General features: G+C 58.3%; 20 protein-coding genes. 12 read left to right on the forward strand and 8 right to left on the reverse strand.

Annotated elements, in window-relative coordinates:
* The first annotated feature begins 216 nt into the window (after window positions 1-216).
* Window positions 217-1,197 (forward strand): complex I NDUFA9 subunit family protein, encoded by a 981-nt coding sequence (locus Q0478_RS05160; protein WP_298676854.1) that lies wholly within the window; start codon window positions 217-219, stop codon window positions 1,195-1,197.
* Here the strand turns inward: Q0478_RS05160 and Q0478_RS05165 are convergent.
* Window positions 1,194-2,000, reverse strand: a complete 807-nt coding sequence (locus Q0478_RS05165) for an undecaprenyl-diphosphate phosphatase (protein ID WP_298676855.1) — start codon at window positions 1,998-2,000, stop codon at window positions 1,194-1,196. The genes Q0478_RS05160 and Q0478_RS05165 overlap by 4 nt on opposite strands.
* Before the next feature lie 213 nt (window positions 2,001-2,213).
* Between Q0478_RS05165 and Q0478_RS05170 the strand changes: the two genes are divergently transcribed.
* The 7 genes from Q0478_RS05170 to Q0478_RS05200 all read left to right on the forward strand — a co-directional run bounded on the left by Q0478_RS05170 (window position 2,214) and on the right by Q0478_RS05200 (window position 13,387).
* Window positions 2,214-3,647 carry an NAD(P)-dependent oxidoreductase gene (locus Q0478_RS05170; RefSeq protein ID WP_298676856.1) on the forward strand — a complete coding sequence of 478 codons (1,434 nt, stop codon included), beginning with the start codon at window positions 2,214-2,216 and terminating at the stop codon, window positions 3,645-3,647.
* Between the two features lie 141 nt (window positions 3,648-3,788).
* Window positions 3,789-4,214: a GFA family protein gene (locus tag Q0478_RS05175; protein ID WP_298676857.1), complete on the forward strand. Its 426-nt coding sequence runs from the start codon at window positions 3,789-3,791 to the stop codon at window positions 4,212-4,214.
* Window positions 4,215-4,218: 4 nt separating this feature from the next.
* The gene (gene gltB, locus Q0478_RS05180; RefSeq protein WP_298676858.1) at window positions 4,219-8,757 is read left to right on the forward strand and encodes a glutamate synthase large subunit; all 4,539 of its coding nucleotides are present in this window, start codon (window positions 4,219-4,221) and stop codon (window positions 8,755-8,757) included.
* A gap of 90 nt (window positions 8,758-8,847) precedes the next feature.
* A complete protein-coding gene (mtgA, locus tag Q0478_RS05185; RefSeq protein WP_298676859.1) occupies window positions 8,848-9,564 on the forward strand; it encodes a monofunctional biosynthetic peptidoglycan transglycosylase in 717 nt (238 codons plus the stop codon).
* 56 nt (window positions 9,565-9,620) lie between these two features.
* The gene (locus Q0478_RS05190; protein ID WP_298676861.1) at window positions 9,621-10,286 is read left to right on the forward strand and encodes a glutathione S-transferase family protein; all 666 of its coding nucleotides are present in this window, start codon (window positions 9,621-9,623) and stop codon (window positions 10,284-10,286) included.
* A gap of 5 nt (window positions 10,287-10,291) precedes the next feature.
* Window positions 10,292-11,344, forward strand: a complete 1,053-nt coding sequence (gene queG / locus Q0478_RS05195) for a tRNA epoxyqueuosine(34) reductase QueG (protein WP_298676881.1) — start codon at window positions 10,292-10,294, stop codon at window positions 11,342-11,344.
* Window positions 11,345-11,389: 45 nt separating this feature from the next.
* Window positions 11,390-13,387, forward strand: a complete 1,998-nt coding sequence (locus tag Q0478_RS05200) for a hydantoinase/oxoprolinase family protein (protein ID WP_298676862.1) — start codon at window positions 11,390-11,392, stop codon at window positions 13,385-13,387.
* Here Q0478_RS05200 and Q0478_RS05205 read toward each other — a convergent pair.
* Both Q0478_RS05205 and hrcA read right to left on the reverse strand, forming a co-directional pair.
* Window positions 13,384-13,947, reverse strand: coding sequence for a nucleotide exchange factor GrpE (locus Q0478_RS05205; RefSeq protein ID WP_298676863.1), 564 nt, complete (start codon window positions 13,945-13,947; stop codon window positions 13,384-13,386). The genes Q0478_RS05200 and Q0478_RS05205 overlap by 4 nt on opposite strands.
* A 10-nt stretch (window positions 13,948-13,957) precedes the next feature.
* On the reverse strand, window positions 13,958-15,016 hold the full coding sequence (gene hrcA, locus Q0478_RS05210; protein WP_298676864.1) for a heat-inducible transcriptional repressor HrcA: 1,059 nt from the start codon (window positions 15,014-15,016) through the stop codon (window positions 13,958-13,960).
* A gap of 112 nt (window positions 15,017-15,128) precedes the next feature.
* Here hrcA and rph point away from each other — a divergent pair, with 112 nt between their 5' ends.
* From rph to Q0478_RS05230, 4 genes are read left to right on the forward strand one after another with little or no spacing between them, the layout of a single operon-like run.
* Window positions 15,129-15,845 carry a ribonuclease PH gene (gene rph, locus Q0478_RS05215; RefSeq protein ID WP_298676865.1) on the forward strand — a complete coding sequence of 239 codons (717 nt, stop codon included), beginning with the start codon at window positions 15,129-15,131 and terminating at the stop codon, window positions 15,843-15,845.
* Window positions 15,838-16,446 carry an RdgB/HAM1 family non-canonical purine NTP pyrophosphatase gene (rdgB, locus tag Q0478_RS05220; RefSeq protein WP_298676866.1) on the forward strand — a complete coding sequence of 203 codons (609 nt, stop codon included), beginning with the start codon at window positions 15,838-15,840 and terminating at the stop codon, window positions 16,444-16,446. Before rph ends, rdgB begins: the two co-directional genes overlap by 8 nt.
* The gene (hemW, locus tag Q0478_RS05225; protein ID WP_298676868.1) at window positions 16,439-17,596 is read left to right on the forward strand and encodes a radical SAM family heme chaperone HemW; all 1,158 of its coding nucleotides are present in this window, start codon (window positions 16,439-16,441) and stop codon (window positions 17,594-17,596) included. Before rdgB ends, hemW begins: the two co-directional genes overlap by 8 nt.
* A complete protein-coding gene (locus Q0478_RS05230) occupies window positions 17,597-17,947 on the forward strand; it encodes a YbaN family protein (protein ID WP_298676869.1) in 351 nt (116 codons plus the stop codon).
* 2 nt (window positions 17,948-17,949) lie between these two features.
* Here the strand turns inward: Q0478_RS05230 and Q0478_RS05235 are convergent, their stop codons facing one another.
* The 5 genes from Q0478_RS05235 to mnmE form a co-directional block, all read right to left on the reverse strand.
* Window positions 17,950-18,831 carry a ParB/RepB/Spo0J family partition protein gene (locus tag Q0478_RS05235; protein WP_298676870.1) on the reverse strand — a complete coding sequence of 294 codons (882 nt, stop codon included), beginning with the start codon at window positions 18,829-18,831 and terminating at the stop codon, window positions 17,950-17,952.
* 9 nt (window positions 18,832-18,840) lie between these two features.
* Window positions 18,841-19,650: a ParA family protein gene (locus Q0478_RS05240; RefSeq protein WP_298676872.1), complete on the reverse strand. Its 810-nt coding sequence runs from the start codon at window positions 19,648-19,650 to the stop codon at window positions 18,841-18,843.
* The gene (rsmG, locus tag Q0478_RS05245; protein WP_298676874.1) at window positions 19,643-20,248 is read right to left on the reverse strand and encodes a 16S rRNA (guanine(527)-N(7))-methyltransferase RsmG; all 606 of its coding nucleotides are present in this window, start codon (window positions 20,246-20,248) and stop codon (window positions 19,643-19,645) included. Before rsmG ends, Q0478_RS05240 begins: the two co-directional genes overlap by 8 nt.
* Window positions 20,245-22,116 (reverse strand): tRNA uridine-5-carboxymethylaminomethyl(34) synthesis enzyme MnmG, encoded by a 1,872-nt coding sequence (gene mnmG, locus Q0478_RS05250; RefSeq protein WP_298676876.1) that lies wholly within the window; start codon window positions 22,114-22,116, stop codon window positions 20,245-20,247. The genes rsmG and mnmG overlap by 4 nt, the downstream gene beginning before the upstream one ends.
* A gap of 3 nt (window positions 22,117-22,119) precedes the next feature.
* Window positions 22,120-23,259, reverse strand: a 1,140-nt coding sequence (gene mnmE, locus Q0478_RS05255; RefSeq protein WP_298676879.1) for a tRNA uridine-5-carboxymethylaminomethyl(34) synthesis GTPase MnmE, incomplete at its 5' end; no start/stop codon positions are given.

Here is a 23,259-nt window from a genome sequence, read left to right on the forward strand (position 1 = left end):
TCGAACCTCCACGTCCATACAGACACTAGCACCTGAAGCTAGCGCGTCTACCATTCCGCCACCTGGGCAGGTGTCGTTTGCAGCGCTTTAAGCGGGGCAAGGGCCACTGTCAACGGGATTCAGCGGGTTTTGTGTTCAATCTCTTCATATCGCCTTGCTCAAAGCGGTTGTGGCGCGTAGGAAAAGACAAGTTTTTTGCCAAACGGAGGCCTTTCCATGTCAAAGCTTGTGACCATTTTTGGCGGCTCGGGGTTTGTCGGGCGCTATATTGCGCAGCAGCTTGCTATGAAAGGCTGGCGTGTGCGTGTTGCTGTGCGCCGCCCCAATGAGGCGTTGTTTGTGCGCCCCTATGGCGCTGTTGGCCAGGTTGAGCCGGTGTTTTGCAACATCCGCGATGACGCCAGTGTCGAGGCTGTCACGCGCGGCGCAGATGCTGTTGTGAACTGTGTTGGCACTTTTGATCGCAAGGGCAAAAACAACTTTGGCGCGGTGCAGGCCGAAGGTGCTGCCCGTGTCGCGCGCATCGCGGCGGCGATGGATGTTGCATCGCTTGTGCATATCTCGGCACTTGGTGTCGACCGCGACGAGGCCAGCGAATATGCCCGCACCAAGCGCGCGGGCGAAGAAGGCATTTTGGCCGCCTTCCCCAGCGCGATGATCCTGCGGCCTTCTGTTATTTTTGGGCCGGAAGACGGGTTTTTCAACCGCTTTGCCGGCATGTCACGCATGGGCCCGATCTTTCCGCTGATTGGCGGCGACACGCAGTTTCAGCCTGTCTATGTGATGGATGTTGCAGCGGCGGCTGTGATGGGTGTGGAAGGCAAGGCCAGCGGGATTTACGAGCTTGGCGGGCCAGAAGCAAAAAGCCTGCGCGGCTGGGTTGATGTGATTTTGGCCGAGGTGCTGCGCGAGAAGCCGGTGCTGAACGCGCCGATGTTTGTTGGCAAGCTGATGGCCTGGGGCTTTGATCTGCTGGAGACTCTGACCTTCGGGCTGGCCAAGAACGGGCTGATCACGCGCGACCAGGTGAAGCAATTGCAAACCGACAATGTGGTGCAGGATGGCGCGAAAACGCTGGCTGATCTCGGGATCAACCCAACCGCGGCTGAAGGTGTTATTGACAGCTATCTGTGGCGCTATCGCCCTTCCGGGCAGTATGACGCGATCCGCGATTCTGCCAAGAACCTGAGAACTTAAGCGCTGTAAGCGATGCCCAGCAGGACAAGGCCCAGGCCCACACGGTAGACGACGTAGGGCGTGAAGCTGACGCTGCGTAACAGCCGCATCATGAACCCCAGCGCGAAGAGCGCGGCGACGAAAGCCATGAGCGCGGCGATGGCTCCGTCGCGGGCGACTTGGGCATTGGCGCTCGCGACCACCTCGGCCCCGAGCAAAACCCCGCTGGCGATGATTGTCGGGATAGACATCAGCATGGCAAGCTTGGCTGAATCTGCACGGGTATAGCCCAACATGCGGCCCGCTGTGATACAGATACCTGAGCGCGAGGTGCCCGGGATGAGCGCCACGGCCTGCCAGAGGCCCATTTTGATGGCATCTTTCAAGCACCAATCTACGCTGGTTTTTGCCTCGCTTCCGCGCTTGTCAGCCCACCAGAGCAGCAGGCCGAAGAGCAGCATTGTCCAGCCGATCACTGTCATGGAGCGGAGGGCCTCTGACAGGCCCGTCAGCTTGAGTATAAGGCCAAACCCGATTGCCGGCAGGGTTGCGACGAGCAGAAGAAAGGCCAGCTGCGCGCCGGGGGTGTCTGTCTTGCCCATGAGCATCCTTGGGGTGCCAACGAGCGCAGCAGACACATCGCGCCAAAAGTAGATCACCACGGCAAAGAGGGTGCCGATATGGACAGCAACATCAATTGCCTGTCCTTGATCAGCCGCGCTGGAAAGCTCGGAAATGAGGATCAAATGACCTGAGGAGGAAACCGGCAGAAACTCGGTGAGGCCCTGCACCAGAGCAACAAGAATCAGCAGATAGAATGGCATAGGCACCCCGTTTCCTTGGCTTTAGGCAGCTATAAAGGCCTGTGTGAAAAAGGAAAGTGCGTTGATGGGGACATTTCGGACCTAAATTTTTCGACAAACCCTGAATTTTGACCTTCCGAGATCATATTTTCTTTGAATAGGTCAATATATATGACTTTCTTTTAATTTTGGGGTGCTTTATGAGAGGGGGGATGTGGAGAGGGAGAATTGGCCGTGGCAAAGCAACCTATGTTGAAATTCGTATCTGTCGAACGCGACATGCCCGAAAAGCGGGCTGCGGGGGCGCGTCGTCAAGATTTCGGCGAAATTTATCAAGAATATGCTAAGGCAAAGGCCGAAGAGCAGGCAAGCCGGTGCAGCCAGTGTGGCGTGCCATATTGCCAGAACCACTGCCCCTTGCACAACAACATCCCCGACTGGCTCAACCTCACCGCCACAGGCCGCCTGAAAGAGGCCTATGAGGTTAGCCAAGCGACCAACACCTTCCCCGAGATCTGCGGCCGCATCTGTCCGCAAGACCGGCTCTGCGAGGGCAACTGCGTGATCGAACAGTCCGGCCACGGCACTGTGACCATCGGCGCCGTGGAAAAATACATCACCGACACCGCCTGGGAAAACGGCTGGGTGACGCCCGTAAAGCCAGCGCAGGAGCGCCCCGAAAGTGTTGCCATCATCGGCGCGGGCCCCGGCGGGCTGGCGGCGGCTGAACGGCTGCGCGCGGCGGGTGTGCAAGTGACGGTCTATGACCGCTACGACCGCGCCGGAGGGTTGCTGACCTATGGTATCCCCGGTTTCAAGCTGGAAAAGGATGTGGTGATGCGCCGGATCGACCAGCTGGAGCAGGGCGGCGTGACCTTCAAGCTCAACTGCAACATCGGCACAGACATCTCTTTTGGCGCGCTGCGCGGCCAGCATGATGCGGTGATCATTGCCACAGGTGTCTATAAAACAAGGGATTTGGGCGGCGAAGGCGTTGACGCCGAGGGCATTGTCAATGCGATCGACTATCTCACCACCTCCAACCGTCTCAGCTTTGGCGACTCTGTGCCCGAATTTGACAGCGGCGCGCTCAATGCGGCGGGCAAAAAGGTTGTCGTCATCGGCGGGGGCGACACAGCCATGGACTGTGTGCGCACCGCCATCCGCCAGGGCGCAGAGAGCGTGAAATGCCTTTACCGCCGCGACCGCGCCAACATGCCCGGCTCCCAGCGCGAGGTAAACAACGCCGAGGAAGAAGGCGTGATCTTTGAGTGGCTGGCCGCGCCTGCGGGCTTTGTCGGCAACCCTGTGAGCGCTGTGAAAGTGCAGAAAATGCGCCTTGGCGCGCCTGACGTGAGCGGGCGGCAAAGCCCCGAAGTGATCGACGGCGCGGACTACAACGAAGCGGCGGACCTTGTGATCAAGGCGCTCGGCTTTGAAGCGGAAGACCTGCCGACGCTCTGGGACACCCCCGAGCTGCCCGTGACCCGCTGGGGCACAATCAAGGCCGCTTACGGAACCGGCGCAACAGACCTTGAAGGCGTATTTGCCATTGGCGATATCGTGCGCGGGGCGAGCCTTGTTGTCTGGGCGATCCGCGATGGGCGCGATTGTGCCGATGCGATCCTGAAAAATTTCGCCGCCGTTAACCAAATCGCGGCGGAGTGAGTCGGGGGGGGTGAAACCCGTGCACACTGCGTGCACCCCCCGTGCACCGGAAAATTGAAAATTCTGCCCGGCGCGAAGTGTTACCGCGCCGTGCGCCGCCCCAAAGGGCAAATTGACTGACCTAACTGAAGAAACCGGCAGATGAGCGAAACGAGAGAGATACACGGCCAATGCCTCTGCGGCGCGGTTACGGTGCGCGCCACCGTGACCCAGCCAAGCGTGCGCGCCTGTCATTGCGACATGTGCCGCCGCCACACGAGCAGCATGTTCATGTCTCTCAAGACCGACGATGGCAGCATCCGTATCAACGGGCCGGCGACAAGCTACCGCTCGTCTGACTGGGCCGAACGGGGCTTTTGCGCCACCTGCGGCGCGACGCTTTGGTATGGGCTCACGGAGACAGGCGAAACCAACCTGGCCGCCGGCCTGTTTGACAATGCGGGCGGTGCGCCACTCACCACTGAATTCTTTTCCGACATGTGCCCGACAGGCTACGCGCTTGCAGGCCGGCACAAGCGGATGACAACTGACGAAACGATCGCGCTGTTTGCGCCCAAGGAGGACTGAAGCCATGACCACATATGATGCAAACTGGGTGCGTGAAGAAGAAGCCAAGCGCAAGTGGCTGGCCGAGAACGGGCTGTATAGCGAGGAGGAGGAGCATTCTTCCTGCGGCGTAGGCCTTGTTGTTTCACTGGATGGAAAACCAAACCGTAAAGTTGTGGAAAACGGGATCGCTGCGCTGAAGGCGATCTGGCACCGGGGCGCTGTGGATGCCGACGGCAAGACAGGCGACGGCGCGGGCATTCATGTGCAGATCCCTGCGAATTTCTTTTACGACAAGATCCGCCGCACGGGCCACGAGCCGCGCATGGACGAGCTGATTGCCGTGGGGCAGATCTTCCTTCCGCGCACCGATTTTGGCGCGCAGGAGCGTTGCCGCACGATTGTGGAAACCGAAGTTCTGCGCATGGGCTATTATATTTATGGCTGGCGGCATGTGCCCGTGGATGTGGCCTGCCTTGGCGAAAAAGCCAATGCAACGCGTCCGGAGATTGAACAGATCCTGATTTCCAACTCCAAGGGGGTGGATGAGGAGCAGTTCGAGCGCGAGCTCTATGTGATCCGCCGCCGGATTGAAAAGGCGGTGAGCACCGCTGGCATTCAGGGGCTGTATGTCTGCTCGCTGTCGTGCCGCTCGGTGATCTACAAAGGCATGATGCTGGCCGAGCAGGTGGCGGTGTTTTATCCCGACTTGATGGATGAGCGCTTCGAGAGTGCCTTTGCGATCTACCATCAGCGGTATTCTACCAACACCTTCCCGCAGTGGTGGCTGGCGCAGCCTTTCCGGATGCTGGCGCATAACGGCGAGATCAACACGCTCAAGGGCAATGTGAACTGGATGAAGAGCCATGAGATCCGTATGGCTTCGAGCTTTTTTGGAGATCTGGCCGAGGACATCAAGCCGATTGTGCAGCCCGGAAGCTCGGATTCGGCTGCGCTTGATGCGGTGTTTGAAGTTTTGGTGCGCGCGGGGCGCGATGCGCCAATGGCAAAGACCATGCTCATTCCGGAGAGCTGGAGCAAGCAGGCTGTGGAGCTGCCAGACGCCTGGCGCGACATGTATAGCTACTGCAACTCTGTGATCGAGCCCTGGGACGGCCCCGCCGCGCTGGCGATGACCGATGGTCGCTGGGTTTGTGCGGGGCTTGACCGCAACGGCCTGCGCCCGATGCGCTATGTTGTGACGGGTGATGGCCTGCTGATTGCTGGCTCTGAGGCGGGAATGGTGCCGATTGACGAGGCTGGTGTGCGCGAGAAGGGTGCGCTTGGGCCGGGGCAGATGATTGCTGTGGATATGAAAGAGGGTGGTCTCTTTCATGACACCGAGATCAAGGACAAGCTGGCCGCGGCCCAACCTTTTGGGGAGTGGGTTGGCAAGATCAACGAGCTGGACGAGGCTCTCGCACAGGTCACGGAAGCGCCGCTGTTTGAGGGCGAGGCGCTGCGCCAACGTCAGATTGCTGCGGGCTACACCATGGAGGAGCTGGAGCAGATTTTGGCACCGATGTGTGAGGATGCCAAGGAATCTTTGGCCAGCATGGGTGACGATACGCCCAGCGCGGTGCTGTCAAAGCAGTATCGCCCACTGAGCCACTATTTCCGCCAGAACTTCTCTCAGGTGACGAACCCGCCGATTGACAGCTTGCGCGAGTTCCGCGTGATGAGCCTGAAGACGCGGTTTGGCAACCTCAAGAACGTGCTCGACCAAAGCAGCGCGCAGACTGAAATTATCGTTGTAGAAAGCCCTTTTGTGGGCAACGCGCAGTGGGACGAGCTGACCCGGCATTTCAACGCCGACTTGGTTGAGATCGACTGCACCTTTGACGCGGCGGGCGGTGAGAACGCGCTGCGCGATGCACTGGAGCATATCCGCCAGCGGGCGGAGGATGCGGTGCGCTCGGGCGCGGGGCATCTTGTTTTGAGCGACCACACACAGAACGAGACACGCGTTGCGATCCCGATGATCTTGGCGACGAGTGCGGTGCACAGCTGGTTGACGCGCAAGGGCCTGCGGACATTCTGCTCGCTCAACGTGCGTTCGGCAGAGTGTATTGACCCGCATTATTTTGCTGTGCTGGTGGGCTGCGGCGCGACCACGGTAAACCCCTATCTCGCGGAAGACTCGGTTGCTGACCGTATCCGCCGTGGCCTTCTGGACGGGACGCTCACCGAAAACATGGCGCGCTACCGCGAGGCTGTGGACCAAGGTTTGCTCAAGATCATGGCGAAGATGGGGATCAGCGTGATCAGCTCTTACCGGGGCGGGATGAACTTTGAGGCCGTGGGCCTGAGCCGTGCGATGTGTGCGGAATATTTCCCCGGCCTCACAAGCCGCATCAGCGGGATCGGTATCCGAGGGATCCAGGCAAAAGCAGTCTCTATTCACGCCAAAGGCTTTGCCGCCAGCGCAGATGTGCTGCCCATTGGCGGCTTTTACAAAGCTCGCAAATCGGGCGAAACCCACGCCTGGGGCGCGAACACCATGCACATGATGCAGGCAGCCTGTAACCGCGCCTCCTATGAAATCTGGAAGCAATATTCCAAGGCCATGCAGGCCAACCCACCCATCCATCTGCGTGATCTGCTGGCCATCAAGCCGCTGGGCAGCGCAATTCCGATTGAAGAGGTGGAAAGCATCACCAGCATTCGCAAGCGCTTTGTGACACCGGGCATGAGCCTTGGCGCGCTCTCGCCGGAAGCGCACAAAACGCTGAACGTGGCGATGAACCGGATTGGTGCAAAATCAGACTCTGGCGAGGGCGGAGAAGACCCCGCACATTTCCACCCCGAGCCGAACGGCGACAACCCCAGCGCCAAGATCAAGCAGGTGGCCTCCGGGCGCTTTGGCGTGACAGCGGAATATCTCAACCAATGTGAGGAGCTGGAAATCAAGGTTGCCCAGGGCGCGAAACCCGGTGAGGGCGGCCAGCTTCCCGGCATGAAAGTGACCGATCTGATCGCGCGCTTGCGGCATTCGACCAAGGGTGTGACGCTGATCTCCCCGCCGCCGCACCATGACATCTACTCCATCGAAGACCTGGCGCAGCTGATCTATGATCTCAAGCAGATCAACCCGCGCTGCAAGGTGACGGTGAAGCTTGTTGCGCAGTCGGGCGTGGGCACGATTGCGGCGGGTGTGGCCAAGGCCAAGGCTGATGTGATCCTGATTTCAGGGCACAACGGCGGCACAGGCGCGTCTCCCGCAACCTCTATCAAATTTGCCGGCCTGCCCTGGGAAATGGGCCTGACCGAGGCGCACCAAGTGCTGGCCATGAACAACCTGCGAGAGCGGGTGACGCTGCGCACGGATGGCGGGCTGCGCACCGGGCGCGACATTGTCATGGCGGCCATGATGGGGGCCGAGGAATACGGGATCGGCACCGCCGCGCTGATTGCCATGGGCTGTATCATGGTGCGTCAGTGCCAGAGCAACACCTGCCCCGTGGGTGTTTGCACACAAGATGAGGCCCTGCGCGGGAAATTTACCGGCAACGCAGACAAGGTTGTGAACCTCATCACCTTCTATGCAACAGAGGTGCGCGAAATTCTGGCCGAGATCGGCGCGAAAAGCCTCGACGACGTTATCGGACGCGCCGACCTTCTCAGCCAGGTGAGCCGTGGCTCGGAAAACCTGGATGATCTGGACCTCAACCCGCTGCTTATCTCGGTGGATAGCGCCAAGGCCATAACCTATGATCGCAACCGCGCCCGCAACGCTGTGCCCGACACGCTGGATGCGGAAATCGTGCGCGATGCGCAGCGCTTCCTGGAAGATGGCGAAAAGATGCAGCTCTCTTACGCTGTGCAGAACACCCACCGCACCGTGGGCACACGCACCTCAAGCCATATCGTGCGCAAATTCGGGATGCGCAACAGCCTTCAGGAAGACCACCTGACTGTGAAGCTTACCGGCAGCGCGGGCCAATCGCTTGGTGCTTTTGCCGCACCGGGCCTGAAGCTTGAGGTGAGTGGAGATGCCAACGACTATGTGGGCAAAGGGCTTTCCGGCGGCACGATTGTTGTGCGCCCGCCCATGGCAAGCAAGCTGACAGCCAGCGACAACACCATCATCGGCAATACGGTGCTGTATGGTGCAACCGACGGCCACCTTTTTGCCGCGGGCCGCGCGGGCGAGCGCTTTGCCGTGCGCAATTCGGGCGCGAAGGTGGTGATCGAAGGCTGCGGCAGCAACGGTTGTGAGTATATGACAGGTGGTGTTGCTGTGATCCTTGGCAGCATTGGTGCCAACTTTGGCGCAGGGATGACGGGTGGCATGGCCTATGTCTATGACCCGGACGGCAAGGCGGAAGCCTTGATGAACCTTGAAACCCTTGTCACCTGCGGCGTGCGCGTCAGCCATTGGGAAGAGCAGCTCAAAGGGCTGATTCTGCGTCATGCGCAAGAAACCGGCAGCCGCAAGGCGCGCGACATCTTGCAGCATTGGGAGCTGGAAAAGCAGAACTTTATCCAGATCTGCCCCAAAGAGATGCTCAACAAGCTGGCCCACCCGCTGACCAACGAAAGCGAGGCCATGCCCGCTGAATAAGACAGAACAGGGCGCTCGCACTGTGCAGGCGCCCTGTTTCTTTGGGGATTGCGGCTTTTCGTGCCTGTGTTGCAGGCGTATAGAGAAGATGTGAGCAAGAAACGATTGTCAAAAAGCGCTGCAAAGCGCAGGGTTTCACCGCTGGTCTGGATCAGGCGCTGGCTTGTGCGGCTTGTGCTTCTGGCCATATTTGCTGTGGTTGCAATTGTGACAGCCCACCGCTTTGTTGACCCCCCACAAGGCATCTACATCCGGCAGGAAGCGGCGCGGCTTGGATCTGTCACGCAACGCTGGACCCCTGCCGAGGAGATAGCCCCGGTGATGCTGCGCGCTGTTGTGGCGGCGGAAGATGCAAATTTCTGCGCGCATTGGGGGTTTGACATGGCCGCCATTCGCGAGGCGCTCGCCGAAGGGTCGGGGCGGGGGGCCTCTTCTCTCAGCCAGCAGGTTGTGAAAAACACCTATCTTTGGCACGGGCGCAGCTGGGCGCGCAAAGCGCTTGAGGCGGTGCTGACCCCGGTTGTTGAGGCCCTCTGGACGAAAAGACGCATCGTTGAAGTTTATGTAAATATTGCCGAATTTGACGAAGGGGTGTTTGGCGTGGCGGCGGCGGCCCAGCATTACTTTGGGGTGAGCCCCGCGCAGCTTAGCCCGCTTCAAGCGGCACGGCTGGCGGCTGTTTTGCCTGCGCCAAAGCGCCGGTCTGCCTCCCGGCCAACAAAATTCCTGCGCAAGCGCAGCGCCCAGATCCTTGACGGGGCCGAAACGATCCGCCGCGACGGGCGCGCGGGTTGTTTCGAGAGTTGAAACTCCTGTGCTAAAGTTGCATTGAATATCTACCCCAACTTTTTGAGCATACTGACATGGCCACTTTGTTTCACGTTCCCCTTTCACCCTTTTGTCGCAAGGTGCGCTTGAGCCTTGCAGAAAAGCGGATCGAATGTGAGCTGATTGAAGAGCGCTACTGGGAGAAGGACAGCGACTTCCTGCGCCGCAACCCTGCTGCGAAGGTGCCTGTGCTCAAGATTGACGGTCGGATGCTTTCAGAAAGCGCGGCGATTTGCGAGTATCTGGAAGAGGTTTACCCCGAGGTGCCGCTGATGCCCAAAGCTGCGGAAGACCGCTTTGAGGTGCGCCGGCTTGTGGGCTGGTTTGATGATAAATTCCACCGCGAAGTGACGGCCAACCTTGTCTATGAGCGGGTGAACAAAAAGATCATGGGGCAGGGCTATCCGGACAGCAAGAACGTCAAGGCTGGCGCCAGGGCGATCAAGTTTCACCTAGATTACCTGACCTGGCTTCTGGAGCATCGCCGTTGGCTGGCAGGCAACGACATGACCCTCGCTGACTTTGCAGCGGCGGCGCATCTGTCGTCGTTGGACTATATTTCCGACGTGGACTGGAACCGCTCTGCCACCGTGAAAGACTGGTATGCCAAGATCAAGTCTCGGCCTGCTTTCCGCTCCATTTTGGCCGATCAGATTCCCGGGTTTCCGCCGCCGCCCCATTACGCCGACCTTGATTTTTGATGCCGATGCGCGGACTGGCCGATAAGCTGCGCAGCCAGGCCGAGGTTGAGGGTTTTGATGCCTGCACCATTTGCGCGCCCGATGCTGTGCCGCTGGTTCCCGAGCGGCTGGAAGCATTTCTGAGCAAGGGCTACCATGGGCAGATGGCTTGGTTGGCCGAACGCAGCGCCTGGCGCGGCAACCCCGCTGCGCTCTGGCCCGAAGCAAAAAGCGTGATCATGCTCGCCGTGAGCTACACACCCGAGGCAGATCCGCTGGAGGCGCTGGCACAGAAAGAGACCGGGGCAGTCTCTGTTTATGCCCAAAACAAGGATTACCACGACCTCGTCAAGAAGGCGCTGAAGCGGCTGGCGCGCTGGCTGATTGCGGAGGCGGGGGGCGAAGTGAAGGTGTTTGTCGACACTGCTCCCGTGCCTGAAAAAGCACTTGGAGAGGCGGCGGGGCTGGGCTGGCAGGGCAAGCACACCAACCTTGTGAGCCGTGAACTCGGCAACTGGTTTTTCATCGGGTCGATCTTCACCACGCTCGATCTGCCCAAAAACGCCGCCGAGACAGACCATTGTGGAAGCTGCCGCAACTGCCTTGATGTTTGCCCGACCAAGGCCTTCCCCGCGCCCTACCAGCTCGATGCCCGGCGCTGCATTTCTTACCTCACCATCGAGCACCACGGACCCGTAGACGAAGAGCTGCGCGCCCTCATGGGCAACCGTATTTATGGCTGTGATGACTGCCTTGCCGTTTGCCCCTGGAACAAATTTGCCGTTGAGGCGCGCGAGATGCGGCTCAAGCCGCGGCAAGACTTACAAAACCCGCCGCTGGAAGAGCTGGCGCGGCTGGATGATACGGGCTTTCGCGAAAAGTTCTCCGGCAGCCCCATCAAGCGGATCGGGCGGAACCGCTTTGTGCGCAATGTGCTTTATGCGATCGGTAATTCTGGCAGCGCAGCTCTGCTGGAAACGGCGGAAAGCCTTGTCAAAGATAGCGACGAAACGGTGCGTGACGCGGCCGAATGGGCCTGCAAGCGACTGCAAAGCGCCGCAAACGGGCAGGACGGATAACGCCAGCAGGCTAAACCCGTAAGGCGAACAAGACAGGAAAGCGACATGGCCATTTTGCTGGGCGTTGATACGGGCGGAACATATACAGACGCGGTTTTGTTGCGCGATGAGGTGGAGGTGCTGGCTTCGGCCAAGTCGCTCACCACGCGGCATGACCTCGCCATCGGGATTGGCAAAGCCGTGCGCGCTGCTCTGGAAAGCTCGGACGTGAACCCTGCCGATATCGGGCTGGCCTCGCTTTCAACCACGCTGGCCACCAATGCGCTGGTCGAGGGGCAAGGCGGACGCATTGGGCTTGTCTACATCGGGTTTCCAGAGACTGATCTTGCCAAACACGGACTTGGCGACGCGCTGAAGGGCGACCCACATATCGTTTTGACCGGCGGGCACGACCACGCGGGGGGCGCGGCGCATAGCCTTGATGAAACCGCGCTTTTGGCATGGTTAGAGACTGTTTCCGGCATTTCGGCCTTTGCTGTGGCAAGCAAGTTTGCCACGCGGAACCCAGCGCATGAGCAGCGGGCGATGGAGTTGATCCGCAAGGCCACGGGCGCGCCTGTTTCGGCCTCACACCAGCTTTCAGCCAAGCTCAACGGGCCAAAGCGCGCACTCACGGCGCTGCTCAACGCGCGGCTGATCGGGATGATCGACAAGCTGATTGTGCGGGCCGAAGACGGGCTGCGCGAGCTGGGTGTAACAGCGCCCTTGATGGTTGTGCGCGGCGATGGAGCTCTGATCTCTTCAGCGCAGGCGCGGGAAAAACCCATCGAGACAATCCTGAGCGGGCCAGCGGCCTCGATTGTCGGGGCGCAGTGGATGACCGGCGCGCAAGACGCGCTGGTGAGCGATATTGGCGGCACAACAACCGACATTGCGCTGTTGCGCGGCGGGCGACCCAAGATTGACCCTGACGGCGCACGCGTGGGACCATACCGCACGATGGTTGAGGCCGTGGCAATGCGCACGAGCGGGCTGGGCGGCGACAGCGAGGTGCATTTTATCACCGAGGGGTTGAAAGGCGGGCTAACGCTTGGACCAAGACGCGTTTTGCCGGTGAGTCTTGTCGCGCTGGATGACCCGGCGATGGTGATTTCGACGCTGGAAATGCAGCTGCGCGCCGTTGCACCAAGCGAATTTGACGGGAAGTTTGTCAAACGGGTTATGGGGGTAAACGACGGCGGGCTGGCGGCGCGTGACGCGGCGGTTCTGGCACGAATTGACGGGGTGATGCCGCTGGCAAAAGTGGTGCGCACGCGGATTGAAACGCAATCTATCCGCCGGCTTGTCGAGCGGGGGATTGTGCAGGTCTCAGGCGTGACCCCTTCGGACGCGAGCCATGTGCTTGGCTTGCTGGACAGCTGGAACAAAGAGGCGGCACGGCTGGCGCTTGAGCTGTTCTGCCGCCGCCGCAAAGGCGACGGAGAGCGGCTGGCCAAAGAGCCGGAAGCGCTGGCAAAGCTGATCCTTAAACAGATGACAGAACAGACAAGTTTGGCCTTGTTAGAGACTATTTTTGCCGAAGAAAGCGACACGTTTGAGGGAGACGCGGCGCAGCTTGCGCGCCATGAGCTGTTGCGCGCCGCGATGGCGGGCCACACGGGGCTTATTGCCATGAGCGCGCGGGTCAATGTGCCTGTTGTGGGGCTTGGGGCCTCGGCCAGCACTTACTATCCTGATGTGGGCGGCAAACTTGGCTGTGAGATGATCCTGCCGGAACATGCAGGCGTGGCCAATGCGCTTGGTGCGGTTGTCGGGCGGGTCACGATGCGGCGGAGTGTGAGTGTGACCAGCCCTTCGGAGGGGCTTTTCCGCCTCCATGCAGAGACAGGGCCGCAGGACTTTACCGAGCTTGAGCCCGCTTTGGCCGCGGCGGAGGCTATGCTACAGGCCGCAGCCTTGAAGGCCGCGAAAGAGGCGGGTGCGGAGGATATTGAAACCACGGTCTCGCGCGAATTGCGCCGCAGCGAGGCGGAAGCGCGCGAGATATTTGTGGAAGGGCTGGTGACTGTCGAGGCCGCAGGGCGGCCCCGAATTGCCGACTAGCTCTTTGGCATGGACGACACGCCGACCTGCGCGGGGCGCAACAGACGGTCGTGCAACATGAAGCCTTCGGCGGAGACCTGAATAATATCTCCCGCATTTGTCCCTGGCAGGGGCGCTTCGAACATGGCTTCGTGGATATTCGGGTCAAAGCGCTCGCCCACTTCGGGGGCGATGACTGTCATGCCGTGCTTTGAAAAGACATTGACCAGCTCGCGCATGGTGAGCTCGATCCCTTCGATGAGGGCTTTGGCGCCAGCGCGCTGCTCTTCTGTGGCGGCTTCCAGCGCGCGCTTCATGTTGTCATAGACGGGAAGCATATCGCGGGCGAGCTTGGAGCCACCATATTGCTCGGCTTCGCGGCGCATTTTATCGCCACGCTTGCGCGCGTTTTCAGCATCGGCCAGGGCGCGCATGAATTTGTCTTTGAGCGCGTCCCGCTCGGCGCGCAGCTCATCGAGATCTATCTCCTCAGGGAGGATTTCGGAAAGCTCTTCTGACAATTCATCAAGCTCGGCCTGTTCGATATCATCTAGGAAATCGTCTTCTTTGCGATCTGCCATGTCGTCACCTTTAACTCTGGTTGGAGATAAGCTTGCCAACCAACTGCGCTGTATAGTCAACTATCGGAACAATCCGGCCATAATTGAGCCGGGTGGGGCCGATAACCCCGATTGCACCGATAACCTTTCGATCAGCGTTCATATATGGAGAGACCACCAAAGAGGAACCCGAAAGTGAAAAAAGTTTGTTCTCGGAGCCGATAAAAATGCGCACACCCTCGCCATCTTCGGTGAGCTCCAGAAATTCGACGATATCGCGCTTGCGCTCCAGATCATCAAACAGGGTTTTGATCTTGTCGACGCTCTCTTCCTCGCCGCCGGCAATCAGGTTGCTTCGGCCCCGCACGATGAGCCTTTCGTAGCTTTCGCCCTTGCCTTCCCAAACGGCCAAGCCGCTGTCTACAAGCTCGCGCGCCAGTGTATCTATCTCCTGACGGCGGTTGGCGATTTCCTGACGGATGCTGGTGCCCAGCTCGGTGAGGGTGCGCCCTTCGGCCAGCGCATTGAGAAAATTTGCCGCCTCGCGCATGGAGCTGGGGGTGGCGCCAAGCGGCGGTGTGAAAACCCGGTTCTCGACATGACCATCCGAAAAAACCAGAACAACAAGCGCGCGATCTGCTGCAAGGGGCACAAACTCGATGTGTTTGATCGCCGCTTCATGCTTGGGGGCAAGCACCAGAGAGGCCCCCTGTGTGACACCGGAGAGCGCCGCGCCAACGCGATCCAGCAGGCCCGAAACATCTCCGGTCTGCCCCATCGTTTCGTCTATCTTGCGCCTGTCACTTGTTTCCAGCTCGTTGACTTCCAGCAAGCCATCCACAAACATCCGCAAGCCCTGCTGTGTGGGAATACGCCCCGCGCTGGTATGGGGGCTGCCCAAGAGGCCCATATATTCCAGATCAGACATGACATTGCGCACTGTTGCAGCGCTGACCTTCTCTGTCATGCTGCGGGTGAGGGTGCGCGAGCCAACCGGATCACCAGAATCAAGATAACCTTGCACAACCCTGCGAAAAACCTCGCGGGTGCGTGCATTCATCTCCGAAAGGAGCTGTGAGTTGTCGCTCATTGTGTCAATCCTCGCCAAACATTTAAGAACGACCCTAAAGCAAAGGTCAATCAGGCTTGTATTTTGGGGCAGGACCCCTGTATCTCGACATCAACAGAAAAAGGAATTCCTGATGCGACCGTCAAACCGATCACTCGACCAGATGCGTGAAGTTTCTATCGAAACCAATGTGACAAAACATGCCGAAGGCTCTTGCATGATCCGCGTTGGAGACACGCATGTCTTGTGCACCGCAACGCTGGAAGAGCGGGTGCCACCTTTTGTGAAGGGCTCCGGCCTTGGCTGGGTGACGGCCGAATACGGAATGCTGCCCCGCTCAACAACAAGCCGGATGCGCCGAGAAGCCACAGCTGGAAAGCAGGGCGGGCGCACCGTTGAAATCCAACGGTTGATAGGCCGCTCCTTGCGCGCAGGTGTTGACCGTGTTGCGCTGGGCGAGCGCCAGATTACCATTGACTGCGACGTGATCCAAGCTGACGGCGGCACACGCTGTGCGGCAATTACGGGTGGCTGGGTGGCGCTGAAGCTCGCTGTGAACAAGCTGATCAAAGCCGGTGACGTGACCTCTGATCCGCTGATTGACCCTGTGGCCGCTGTCTCATGTGGGATTTATGCGGGCCAGCCTGTGCTTGACCTTGACTACCCGGAAGACAGCGAAGCCGGGGTGGACGGGAATTTCATCATGACAGGCTCCAAGAAACTGATCGAGGTGCAAATGTCAGCCGAGGGGCAGACTTTTAGCCGCGCGCAAATGAACCAGCTGATGGACTTGGCCGAGAAGGGTGTGAGCGAGCTTGTGGCATTGCAGAAGGCCGCAACAGGTGCGTAAGTTTGACGGCGATCATCTGGTTATAGCCTCGCACAATGCGGGCAAGCTGCGCGAGATTGCCGAGCTGTTGGCGCCCTTTGGCGTGAAAGTCAGCTCGGCGGCGGAGCACGGGCTGGAGGAGCCGGAAGAAACAGAAGACACATTCGCCGGCAACGCGCGGATAAAGGCGCATTTTGCCGCCAAGGCCACAGGGCTGCCTGCACTTTCCGACGACAGCGGCATCACCGTGGATGCGCTGGATGGCGCGCCAGGGGTTTATACAGCCGATTGGGCCGAAACCCCCGATGGGCGCGATTTTTCCATGGCGATGGAAAAGGTCTGGACCCTTCTTGACACAAAGATGGCCCCTTTCCCGCGCACTGCGGCGTTTAATGCCACGCTTTGCCTCGCCTGGCCTGATGGCCACGACGAGATCTTTGAGGGGCGCGTTGATGGCGAGGTTGTCTGGCCCATGCGCGGCGAGCGCGGCTTTGGCTTTGATCCGATGTTTCTGCCCAATGGCAAAACAGAAACCTTTGGTGAAATGGACCCTGCCGAAAAAAACGCCATGAGCCACAGGCAACATGCGTTTGAAAAACTGGTGAAGGCCTGCTTTGAATAGCGACTGGGAGAATGCGGGCTTTGGTGTCTATGTCCATTGGCCTTTCTGCGAGGCAAAATGCCCCTACTGTGATTTCAACAGCCATGTGGTGCGCGAAATAGACCAGTTGCGCTGGCTTAGAGCCTATCAACGCGACATTACCCGCTATGGCGACATGCTGTCTGGGCGGGTTGTTTCCAGTGTTTTCTTTGGCGGTGGCACGCCCAGCCTGATGCAGCCAGAAGTAGTTGCTGGGGTGATTGAACAGATCAAATCCTGCTGGCCGGTATCAAATTCTTTGGAGGTTACGCTGGAGGCCAACCCCGGCTCGGTAGAGGCGGGCCGCTTTGAAGCCTACCGCGCTGCCGGTGTGACCCGGATTTCTATGGGCATTCAGGCGCTCAACGACGCTGACTTGCGCCGCCTGGGGCGTATTCACAGCGTTGCAGAAGCACAGCAAGCCTTTGAGATTGCGAGAAAAACTTTTGACAATGTCAGCTTTGACCTCATTTATGCGCGCCAAGGCCAAACACCCGCGAGCTGGCGCAAAGAACTGGGTGAAGCGCTGCAAATGGCTGTTGACCACCTCTCGCTTTATCAACTTACAATTGAGCTGGGCACCGCTTTTGGCGACCGCTACAACGCTGGCAAGCTGAAAGACCTGCCCAGTGATGATGCCGCCGCCGAGATGTATGAGATCACTCAAGAGACCTGTGGCGCGGCCGGGCTTATGGCCTATGAAGTCTCTAATCATGCCAAATTCGGCTCAGAGTGTCGCCATAACAAGATTTATTGGGCCTACGGTGACTACCTGGGCATTGGGCCTGGCGCGCACGGGCGCATCACGCTCCCCAACGGGCGCTATGCAACCGAAGGGTTTCTACAACCTGCCAAATGGCTTTCTGCTGCGGAAGCCGGCACAGGTGAAAAACAGCGCGAGCATCTGACCCAGGAAGATCAGGCGACCGAATTTCTGTTGATGGGAATGCGGCTTTCCGAAGGCGTGAGCTTGAAGCGGTTTGCGGCTCTCTCTGGACGCCAAATAAACCCTGAGGCCATCGAGGATTTGAGACAACTCGGGATGATCACTCTGCTTGGAGACCGGCTGAAAACCACGCAAGAGGGCAGGTTCTTGTTGAACTCCGTTCTTGGAAAGCTGTTGGAGGACTAGGTGCGCTTCATTTGGTTGTTTTTTGGTATTTTAAGCCTTTTGTCTGGCCTGATTGGCACTGTTGTGCCGCTTCTACCCACTGTCCCGTTCCTTTTGTTGGCCACCTTTTGCTTTGCGCGCTCATCGGAAAGGCTCCATCATTGGTTGATCACCCATCCGAGCTTGGGACCGCCCATTCTGCACTGGCAAGAAAACGGCGCGATACACCCGCGCGCGAAGCGTCTGGCAACAGTCTCTATTCTGGCGGTATTTGGCCTTTCGTTGGCCATGGGCCTAAGCTTGGGCCTTTTGGCCCTTCAAGCCAGCATCCTAAGTTGCGTGCTCCTTTTCATATGGAGCCGCCCCAGCTAGGCTCATGTCAGTTTGCCGCAAAGCTCATCAAGCTGATCAAGTGTGCTGTAACTGATCACGATCTGACCCGACTCTCCGCCTGGCATATGGTTAATTGCCACTTTCATACCGAGGTTCGCCGAGAGATCAGCCTCAAGCGAGAGTGTGTCAGCATCTTTGCCCTTCTGCGGCTTTTTCGTTGAAGACGGTTTGTTAGCCCGCTTCGCCATTTGCTCCGCTGCGCGCACAGACAGCCCTTTGCGGACAATCGCATGGGCGAGGCCCTCCGAATCTTCCGCAGTAATCAATGCACGGGCATGACCCGTTGTGAGTTTACCGTCGGCCAGATAGGAGAGGACTGCCTCCGGCAGCGCCAGCAAGCGCATCTGGTTGGCGATGTGGCTACGGCTCTTTCCAAGCGCCTGCGCAAGTTTTTCTTGAGTATGGCCAAATTTTTCAATCAGCTGACGATACCCGATAGCCTCTTCCACCGGGTTTAGATCGGCGCGCTGTATGTTTTCAATAATTGCAACTTCGAGCACCTCGACATCATCAAATTCTCTAATGATAACAGGCACTTCATGTAACTGCGCTGTCTGCGAGGCGCGCCAGCGCCGCTCTCCGGCAACGATCTGATAGACCCCGCTCTCTCCCGGAAAGGGCCGCACGATCAATGGCTGGATAACGCCTTTCTCACGAATGGATTCTGCCAAGTCCGCCAAGGCCACTGCATCAAAGCTCCGGCGCGGTTGATCGGGATTTGGTTTGATTTGCTCAATCGGCACCATCAAAGCGCCGCCGCGCCGCTCGCCGGGCTCAACAGCCTCAGGAGTGGCCGGCATTTCGGCCATAAGCGCCGAAAGACCGCGGCCAAGACCGCGCGTTTTGCTCCGTTTTTCAGCCATGTTGAACTCCTATACTGCTTTCTTTGCGTTATTCTTAAGGATTTCTCGCGCCAAAGCCCGATAAGCGACAGCGCCCTTCGATTTGGGATCATAGCTAAGAACCGGCATGGCGTATGATGGCGCTTCACTGACACGGACATTGCGCGGAATCACCGTTTTGAAAACCAACTCACCCAGATTTTCACGCGCGTCTTGCTCAACCTGCTGGGAGAGGTTGTTACGGCTGTCATACATGGTCAGCGCGATCCCCTCTATCCGCAGCCCCGGATTGGCCGCTTCTCGCATTTCGCGAACGGTCAACATAAGCTGAGACAACCCTTCGAGCGCGAAAAATTCGCTTTGAAGCGGCACAAGGATGGAATCGGCGGCAACCATTGCATTTACTGTCAGCAAATTGAGCGATGGCGGGCAATCAATCAAAATGAAATCAAACCCGAATGATGCCATATCTGGCTGTTTGAGCGCTGTTCGCAACAGATCACTACGGTTCTCGCTTGCGTAAAGCTCGATATCAGCTGAGCTCAAATCAACTGTAGCGGGAATGATTTGCACATTTTTGGTTTCTGTTGGCAGAACAACATCAGAGAGCAGGGCGTCATCAAGCAGTAGATCGTAAATAGTAAAGACCCGCGCCTCTCTGTCTATGCCGAGGCCAGTGGACGCGTTGCCCTGCGGATCAAGATCAACCAGGAGAATGTTTTTTCCAGCTTCGGCCAGCGCCGCGGCGAGGTTTATTGCCGTTGTCGTTTTGCCGACACCGCCCTTTTGGTTGGCGATTGCAATGATCTTGGCGGGTGATGAGGGGCGGACATCAGACACGTTTTACTCCTTGAACCTTAAGCAATATAGCCTCATCGCTCGTTTTACTTTGTATCTCACTCCACTCAAATTGCCAGAATTTTTGCGCCTCCACCAACTCCTTGCGCCAGTTTCTGCCTTTCAAAAACAATGCGACCCCATCAGAGGCCATGTGCCGCTCCGCAAATCCGAGGAGGGTGTTCAGATCTGCAAGGGCACGGGCTGTGAGAACATTCGCACCCTGCGGCGCGACAGCCTCTATCCGATCTGTTATGACAGAGGCTGCGACTGAGGTTTCGCGCAAAACAGTGCGCAAAAACACTGATTTGCGCTGATCGCTCTCTATCATCGTGACTTTTGCAGGATTGCCGCCCTCATGAGCGGCCAAAGCGATGACGAGGCCAGGAAAGCCGCCCCCACTACCCAAATCAACAAGATGTGCCGTATTTGAGGGAATATGCTCCATAACCTGAAGTGAATCGAGAATGTGGCGGCTCCAAAGATCTTCGATGGTTGATTTTGCCACCAAGTTGATGCTCGGATTCCACTTTTTGAGGATCTCTGCATAACGCGAGAGCTTATCTAATGTTTCACGTGAAACATCTGCTGCTTGGCTCATGCAGACTTCTCCCGGGAGCCTTGCCGCAGTTTGGCCAACAACAGCGCTATTGCGGCGGGGGTCATCCCGTCAATTCGTGCGGCCTGTGCAAGATTTTGCGGGCGCGTCGCAGAAAGCTTTGACTTGAGCTCGTTTGACAGCCCATTAAGCGGCATATAATCAAATTCCTGGGGTATTTCCTGTAGTTCATCGCGCTTCATTGCCTCTACATCACGTTTTTGGCGCTCGATATAATGGGCATAAAGGGCATCTTTTTTGAGCTGTGCCTGCGTGTCTGCATCGACCCCCCCAAACTCTGGATCAAGCTTCGCGATATCTTCAAACGCGAGCTCTGGAAACGACAGCAACTGATAGGCGGTGCGGCGCGTGCCATCTTTTTTGATGGTCATGCCAAGGCCTTGTAGCTCTGTGGGGGTAAATGTGCGCTCCTGGAGCTGGGCGCGCCCTGTTTCGATACGAGACAAGCGAGCTTCAAAGGTTTTCTTACGTTCATCAGAAACGCACCCAAGCCGGATGGCCAGCGGCGTGAGCCTTTGATCGGCGTTATCTGCCCGGAGCGAAAGGCGAAACTCCGCGCGGGAGGTAAACATCCGGTAGGGCTCGGTCACGCCGCGCGTAACGAGATCATCAATCATTACACCAATATAGCTGTCTGCTCGGCTAAAGATGACCGGATCTCGCCCCAAAACAGCGCAGGCTGCGTTGAGGCCCGCCACCATGCCCTGCGCCGCGGCCTCTTCATATCCGGTTGTCCCGTTGATCTGCCCGGCGAGGAACAAACCTTCCACAGACTTTAGGCGCAGCTCGAGCGTCAAGGCGCGCGGATCAATGTAATCGTATTCGATCGCATAACCCGGTTGAAGAATTTTCGCGCTCTCCAAGCCGCGGATAGACTGCACATAATCATGCTGAACGGCCTCCGGAAGGGACGTAGAAATACCGTTGGGGTAAACCGTATGGTCGTTAAGCCCCTCTGGTTCAAGGAAAATTTGATGAGACGTCTTGTCAGCAAACCGGACAATTTTGTCTTCGATTGAGGGGCAGTAGCGCGGTCCTATGCCTTCAATATGGCCGCCATACATAGCAGAGCGGCTCAAATTGTTGGAAATAATCTCGTGGGTTTTTTCGTTGGTATGGGTGATTCCACAGGCCACCTGCGGGACAATGGGAGCCTTAGACAAAAAGGAAAACATTTCTGGCTGCTCATCGCCTGGCTGCATTTCGAGGGCGGTCCAGTCTATGGTCCGCCCATCAAGCCTTGGGGGTGTCCCTGTTTTTAGGCGCCCTTTGGGGAGCTCGAAACCATCCATCCGCTCGGCAAGCTTGATGGACGGCGCATCCCCCATCCGTCCACCCGCATAGGACACATCGCCGATATGAATTAACCCGCGCAGGAACGTGCCTGTTGTCAGGATCACTTCCTGTGCATGAAGCTCTGATCCGTCTCTCAGAACGACACCTGCGACACGCTGTTTGTCCATAACAAAATCGACGGTTTCCCCTTCGATCACAGTGAGCCTTGGGCGCGCGAGCGTTTCTTGCAGCATCGCCTGCTGATAAAGCTGCCGGTCCTGCTGGGCGCGGGGCCCCTGAACAGCGGGGCCCTTGCGGCGGTTCAAGAGCCGGAACTGGATGCCGCCTTTGTCAGACATCCGACCCATGACACCGTCTAGTGCGTCAATCTCGCGCACGAGGTGGCCCTTGCCGAGGCCGCCCATCGCCGGATTGCAGGACATGACGCCAATATCTCTCTGGCGCAACGTGACCAAGGCTGTTTCAACCCCCATACGTGCGGCGGCATGGGCGGCCTCAGTTCCGGCGTGACCGCCTCCAACGACAATGACATCAAAATGTTTCACGTGAAACACTCCTCACTTGCCCAGACAAAAGCTGGAAAAAACCTCATCAAGCACATGCTCGACATCGACACGGCCTATCAGAACATTAAGCGCTTCGCACGCGAGGCGCAGTTCTTCTGTAGCAATATCGGTTGAATCAGGCCCCAAAGCAATGAGCGAAACTGTGGCATCAAGCGCGTTGAGGCAACGTTGCATGGCATCCTTGTGGCGCGCGCGCGTGGCCAGGCCTGCTTTGGAGGTCTTATCAGAGAGTTTGCCGGCTATCGACTCCACGAGCTGAGAGAGCCCTGCGCCTGTCTTCCCCGAGACGGCAGCACCGGGGTTAGGATACAGATCAGCCTTGGCGTGGACGACAATATCATCGGGTAGGGGAGAAAACTCCGGCTGCTCTCCCGGCTCAATCAGAAAAACCCGCAGATCTGCGACTTTGGCCCGCTCAAGCGCGCGCGCGACTCCGATTTTCTCAATGGCGTCATCTGTTTCACGCAACCCTGCTGTGTCTAGCAGGGTCACGGGAAGGCCGCCAAGCTCCATACGGACTTCGATCACATCGCGCGTTGTGCCGGCAACCTCGGAGGTGATTGCGGCATCACGGCCGGAAAGCGCGTTGAGCAATGTTGATTTGCCGGTGTTTGGCCGGCCGACAATAGCCACCTCATACCCTGTTCTGATCCGCTCGGCAGCGCCAAACCCCTCGATTTGAGCCGTCAGATCTTCTTGAACTTGGGCGATGAGAGCGAGCACCTCTGGCGACACGTCGACAGGGACCTCTTCATCAGCAAAATCAATGGTTACCGCCAAAAGGGCGCTCGCGCGCACCAGATCTTCGCGCCAGCAGACTGCTGCTTGACCAAGCCCGCCAGAAAACAAGCGCAGCGCCTGTTGTCTCTGGGCTTCTGTTTCTGATTCTATCAGATCGGCCAGACCTTCAACTTGCGCCAAATCGAGACGTCCGTTTGCAAGCGCACGGCGAGTAAATTCGCCCGGGTCTGCGGGCCGGAGCCCCGGAAGCCGGCCAAGTTCGGACAGCACCGCATTGACGACCGCTATCGAACCATGGGTTTGAAGCTCGACGGTTTCTTCTCCGGTGAAGCTCGCTTTCTCGGGGAAACAGAGCACAAGCGCTTCGTCCAGTTTCTCACCAGCAGCGCT

Origin of the sequence: uncultured Lentibacter sp., from assembly GCF_937123735.1 — a bacterium.
Taxonomy (GTDB): domain Bacteria; phylum Pseudomonadota; class Alphaproteobacteria; order Rhodobacterales; family Rhodobacteraceae; genus Lentibacter.

Bases quoted from the DNA above. Each gene is read 5' to 3' on its own strand.
- Q0478_RS05160 (WP_298676854.1), top strand. From the start codon at position 217: ATGTCAAAGCTTGTGACCATTTTTGGCGGCTCGGGGTTTGTCGGGCGC.
- Q0478_RS05165 (WP_298676855.1), bottom strand. From the start codon at position 2,000: ATGCCATTCTATCTGCTGATTCTTGTTGCTCTGGTGCAGGGCCTCACC.
- Q0478_RS05175 (WP_298676857.1), top strand. From the start codon at position 3,789: ATGAGCGAAACGAGAGAGATACACGGCCAATGCCTCTGCGGCGCGGTT.
- gltB (WP_298676858.1), top strand. From the start codon at position 4,219: ATGACCACATATGATGCAAACTGGGTGCGTGAAGAAGAAGCCAAGCGC.
- Q0478_RS05190 (WP_298676861.1), top strand. From the start codon at position 9,621: ATGGCCACTTTGTTTCACGTTCCCCTTTCACCCTTTTGTCGCAAGGTG.
- queG (WP_298676881.1), top strand. From the start codon at position 10,292: ATGCGCGGACTGGCCGATAAGCTGCGCAGCCAGGCCGAGGTTGAGGGT.
- Q0478_RS05200 (WP_298676862.1), top strand. From the start codon at position 11,390: ATGGCCATTTTGCTGGGCGTTGATACGGGCGGAACATATACAGACGCG.
- Q0478_RS05205 (WP_298676863.1), bottom strand. From the start codon at position 13,947: ATGGCAGATCGCAAAGAAGACGATTTCCTAGATGATATCGAACAGGCC.
- hrcA (WP_298676864.1), bottom strand. From the start codon at position 15,016: ATGAGCGACAACTCACAGCTCCTTTCGGAGATGAATGCACGCACCCGC.
- rph (WP_298676865.1), top strand. From the start codon at position 15,129: ATGCGACCGTCAAACCGATCACTCGACCAGATGCGTGAAGTTTCTATC.
- Q0478_RS05235 (WP_298676870.1), bottom strand. From the start codon at position 18,831: ATGGCTGAAAAACGGAGCAAAACGCGCGGTCTTGGCCGCGGTCTTTCG.
- rsmG (WP_298676874.1), bottom strand. From the start codon at position 20,248: ATGAGCCAAGCAGCAGATGTTTCACGTGAAACATTAGATAAGCTCTCG.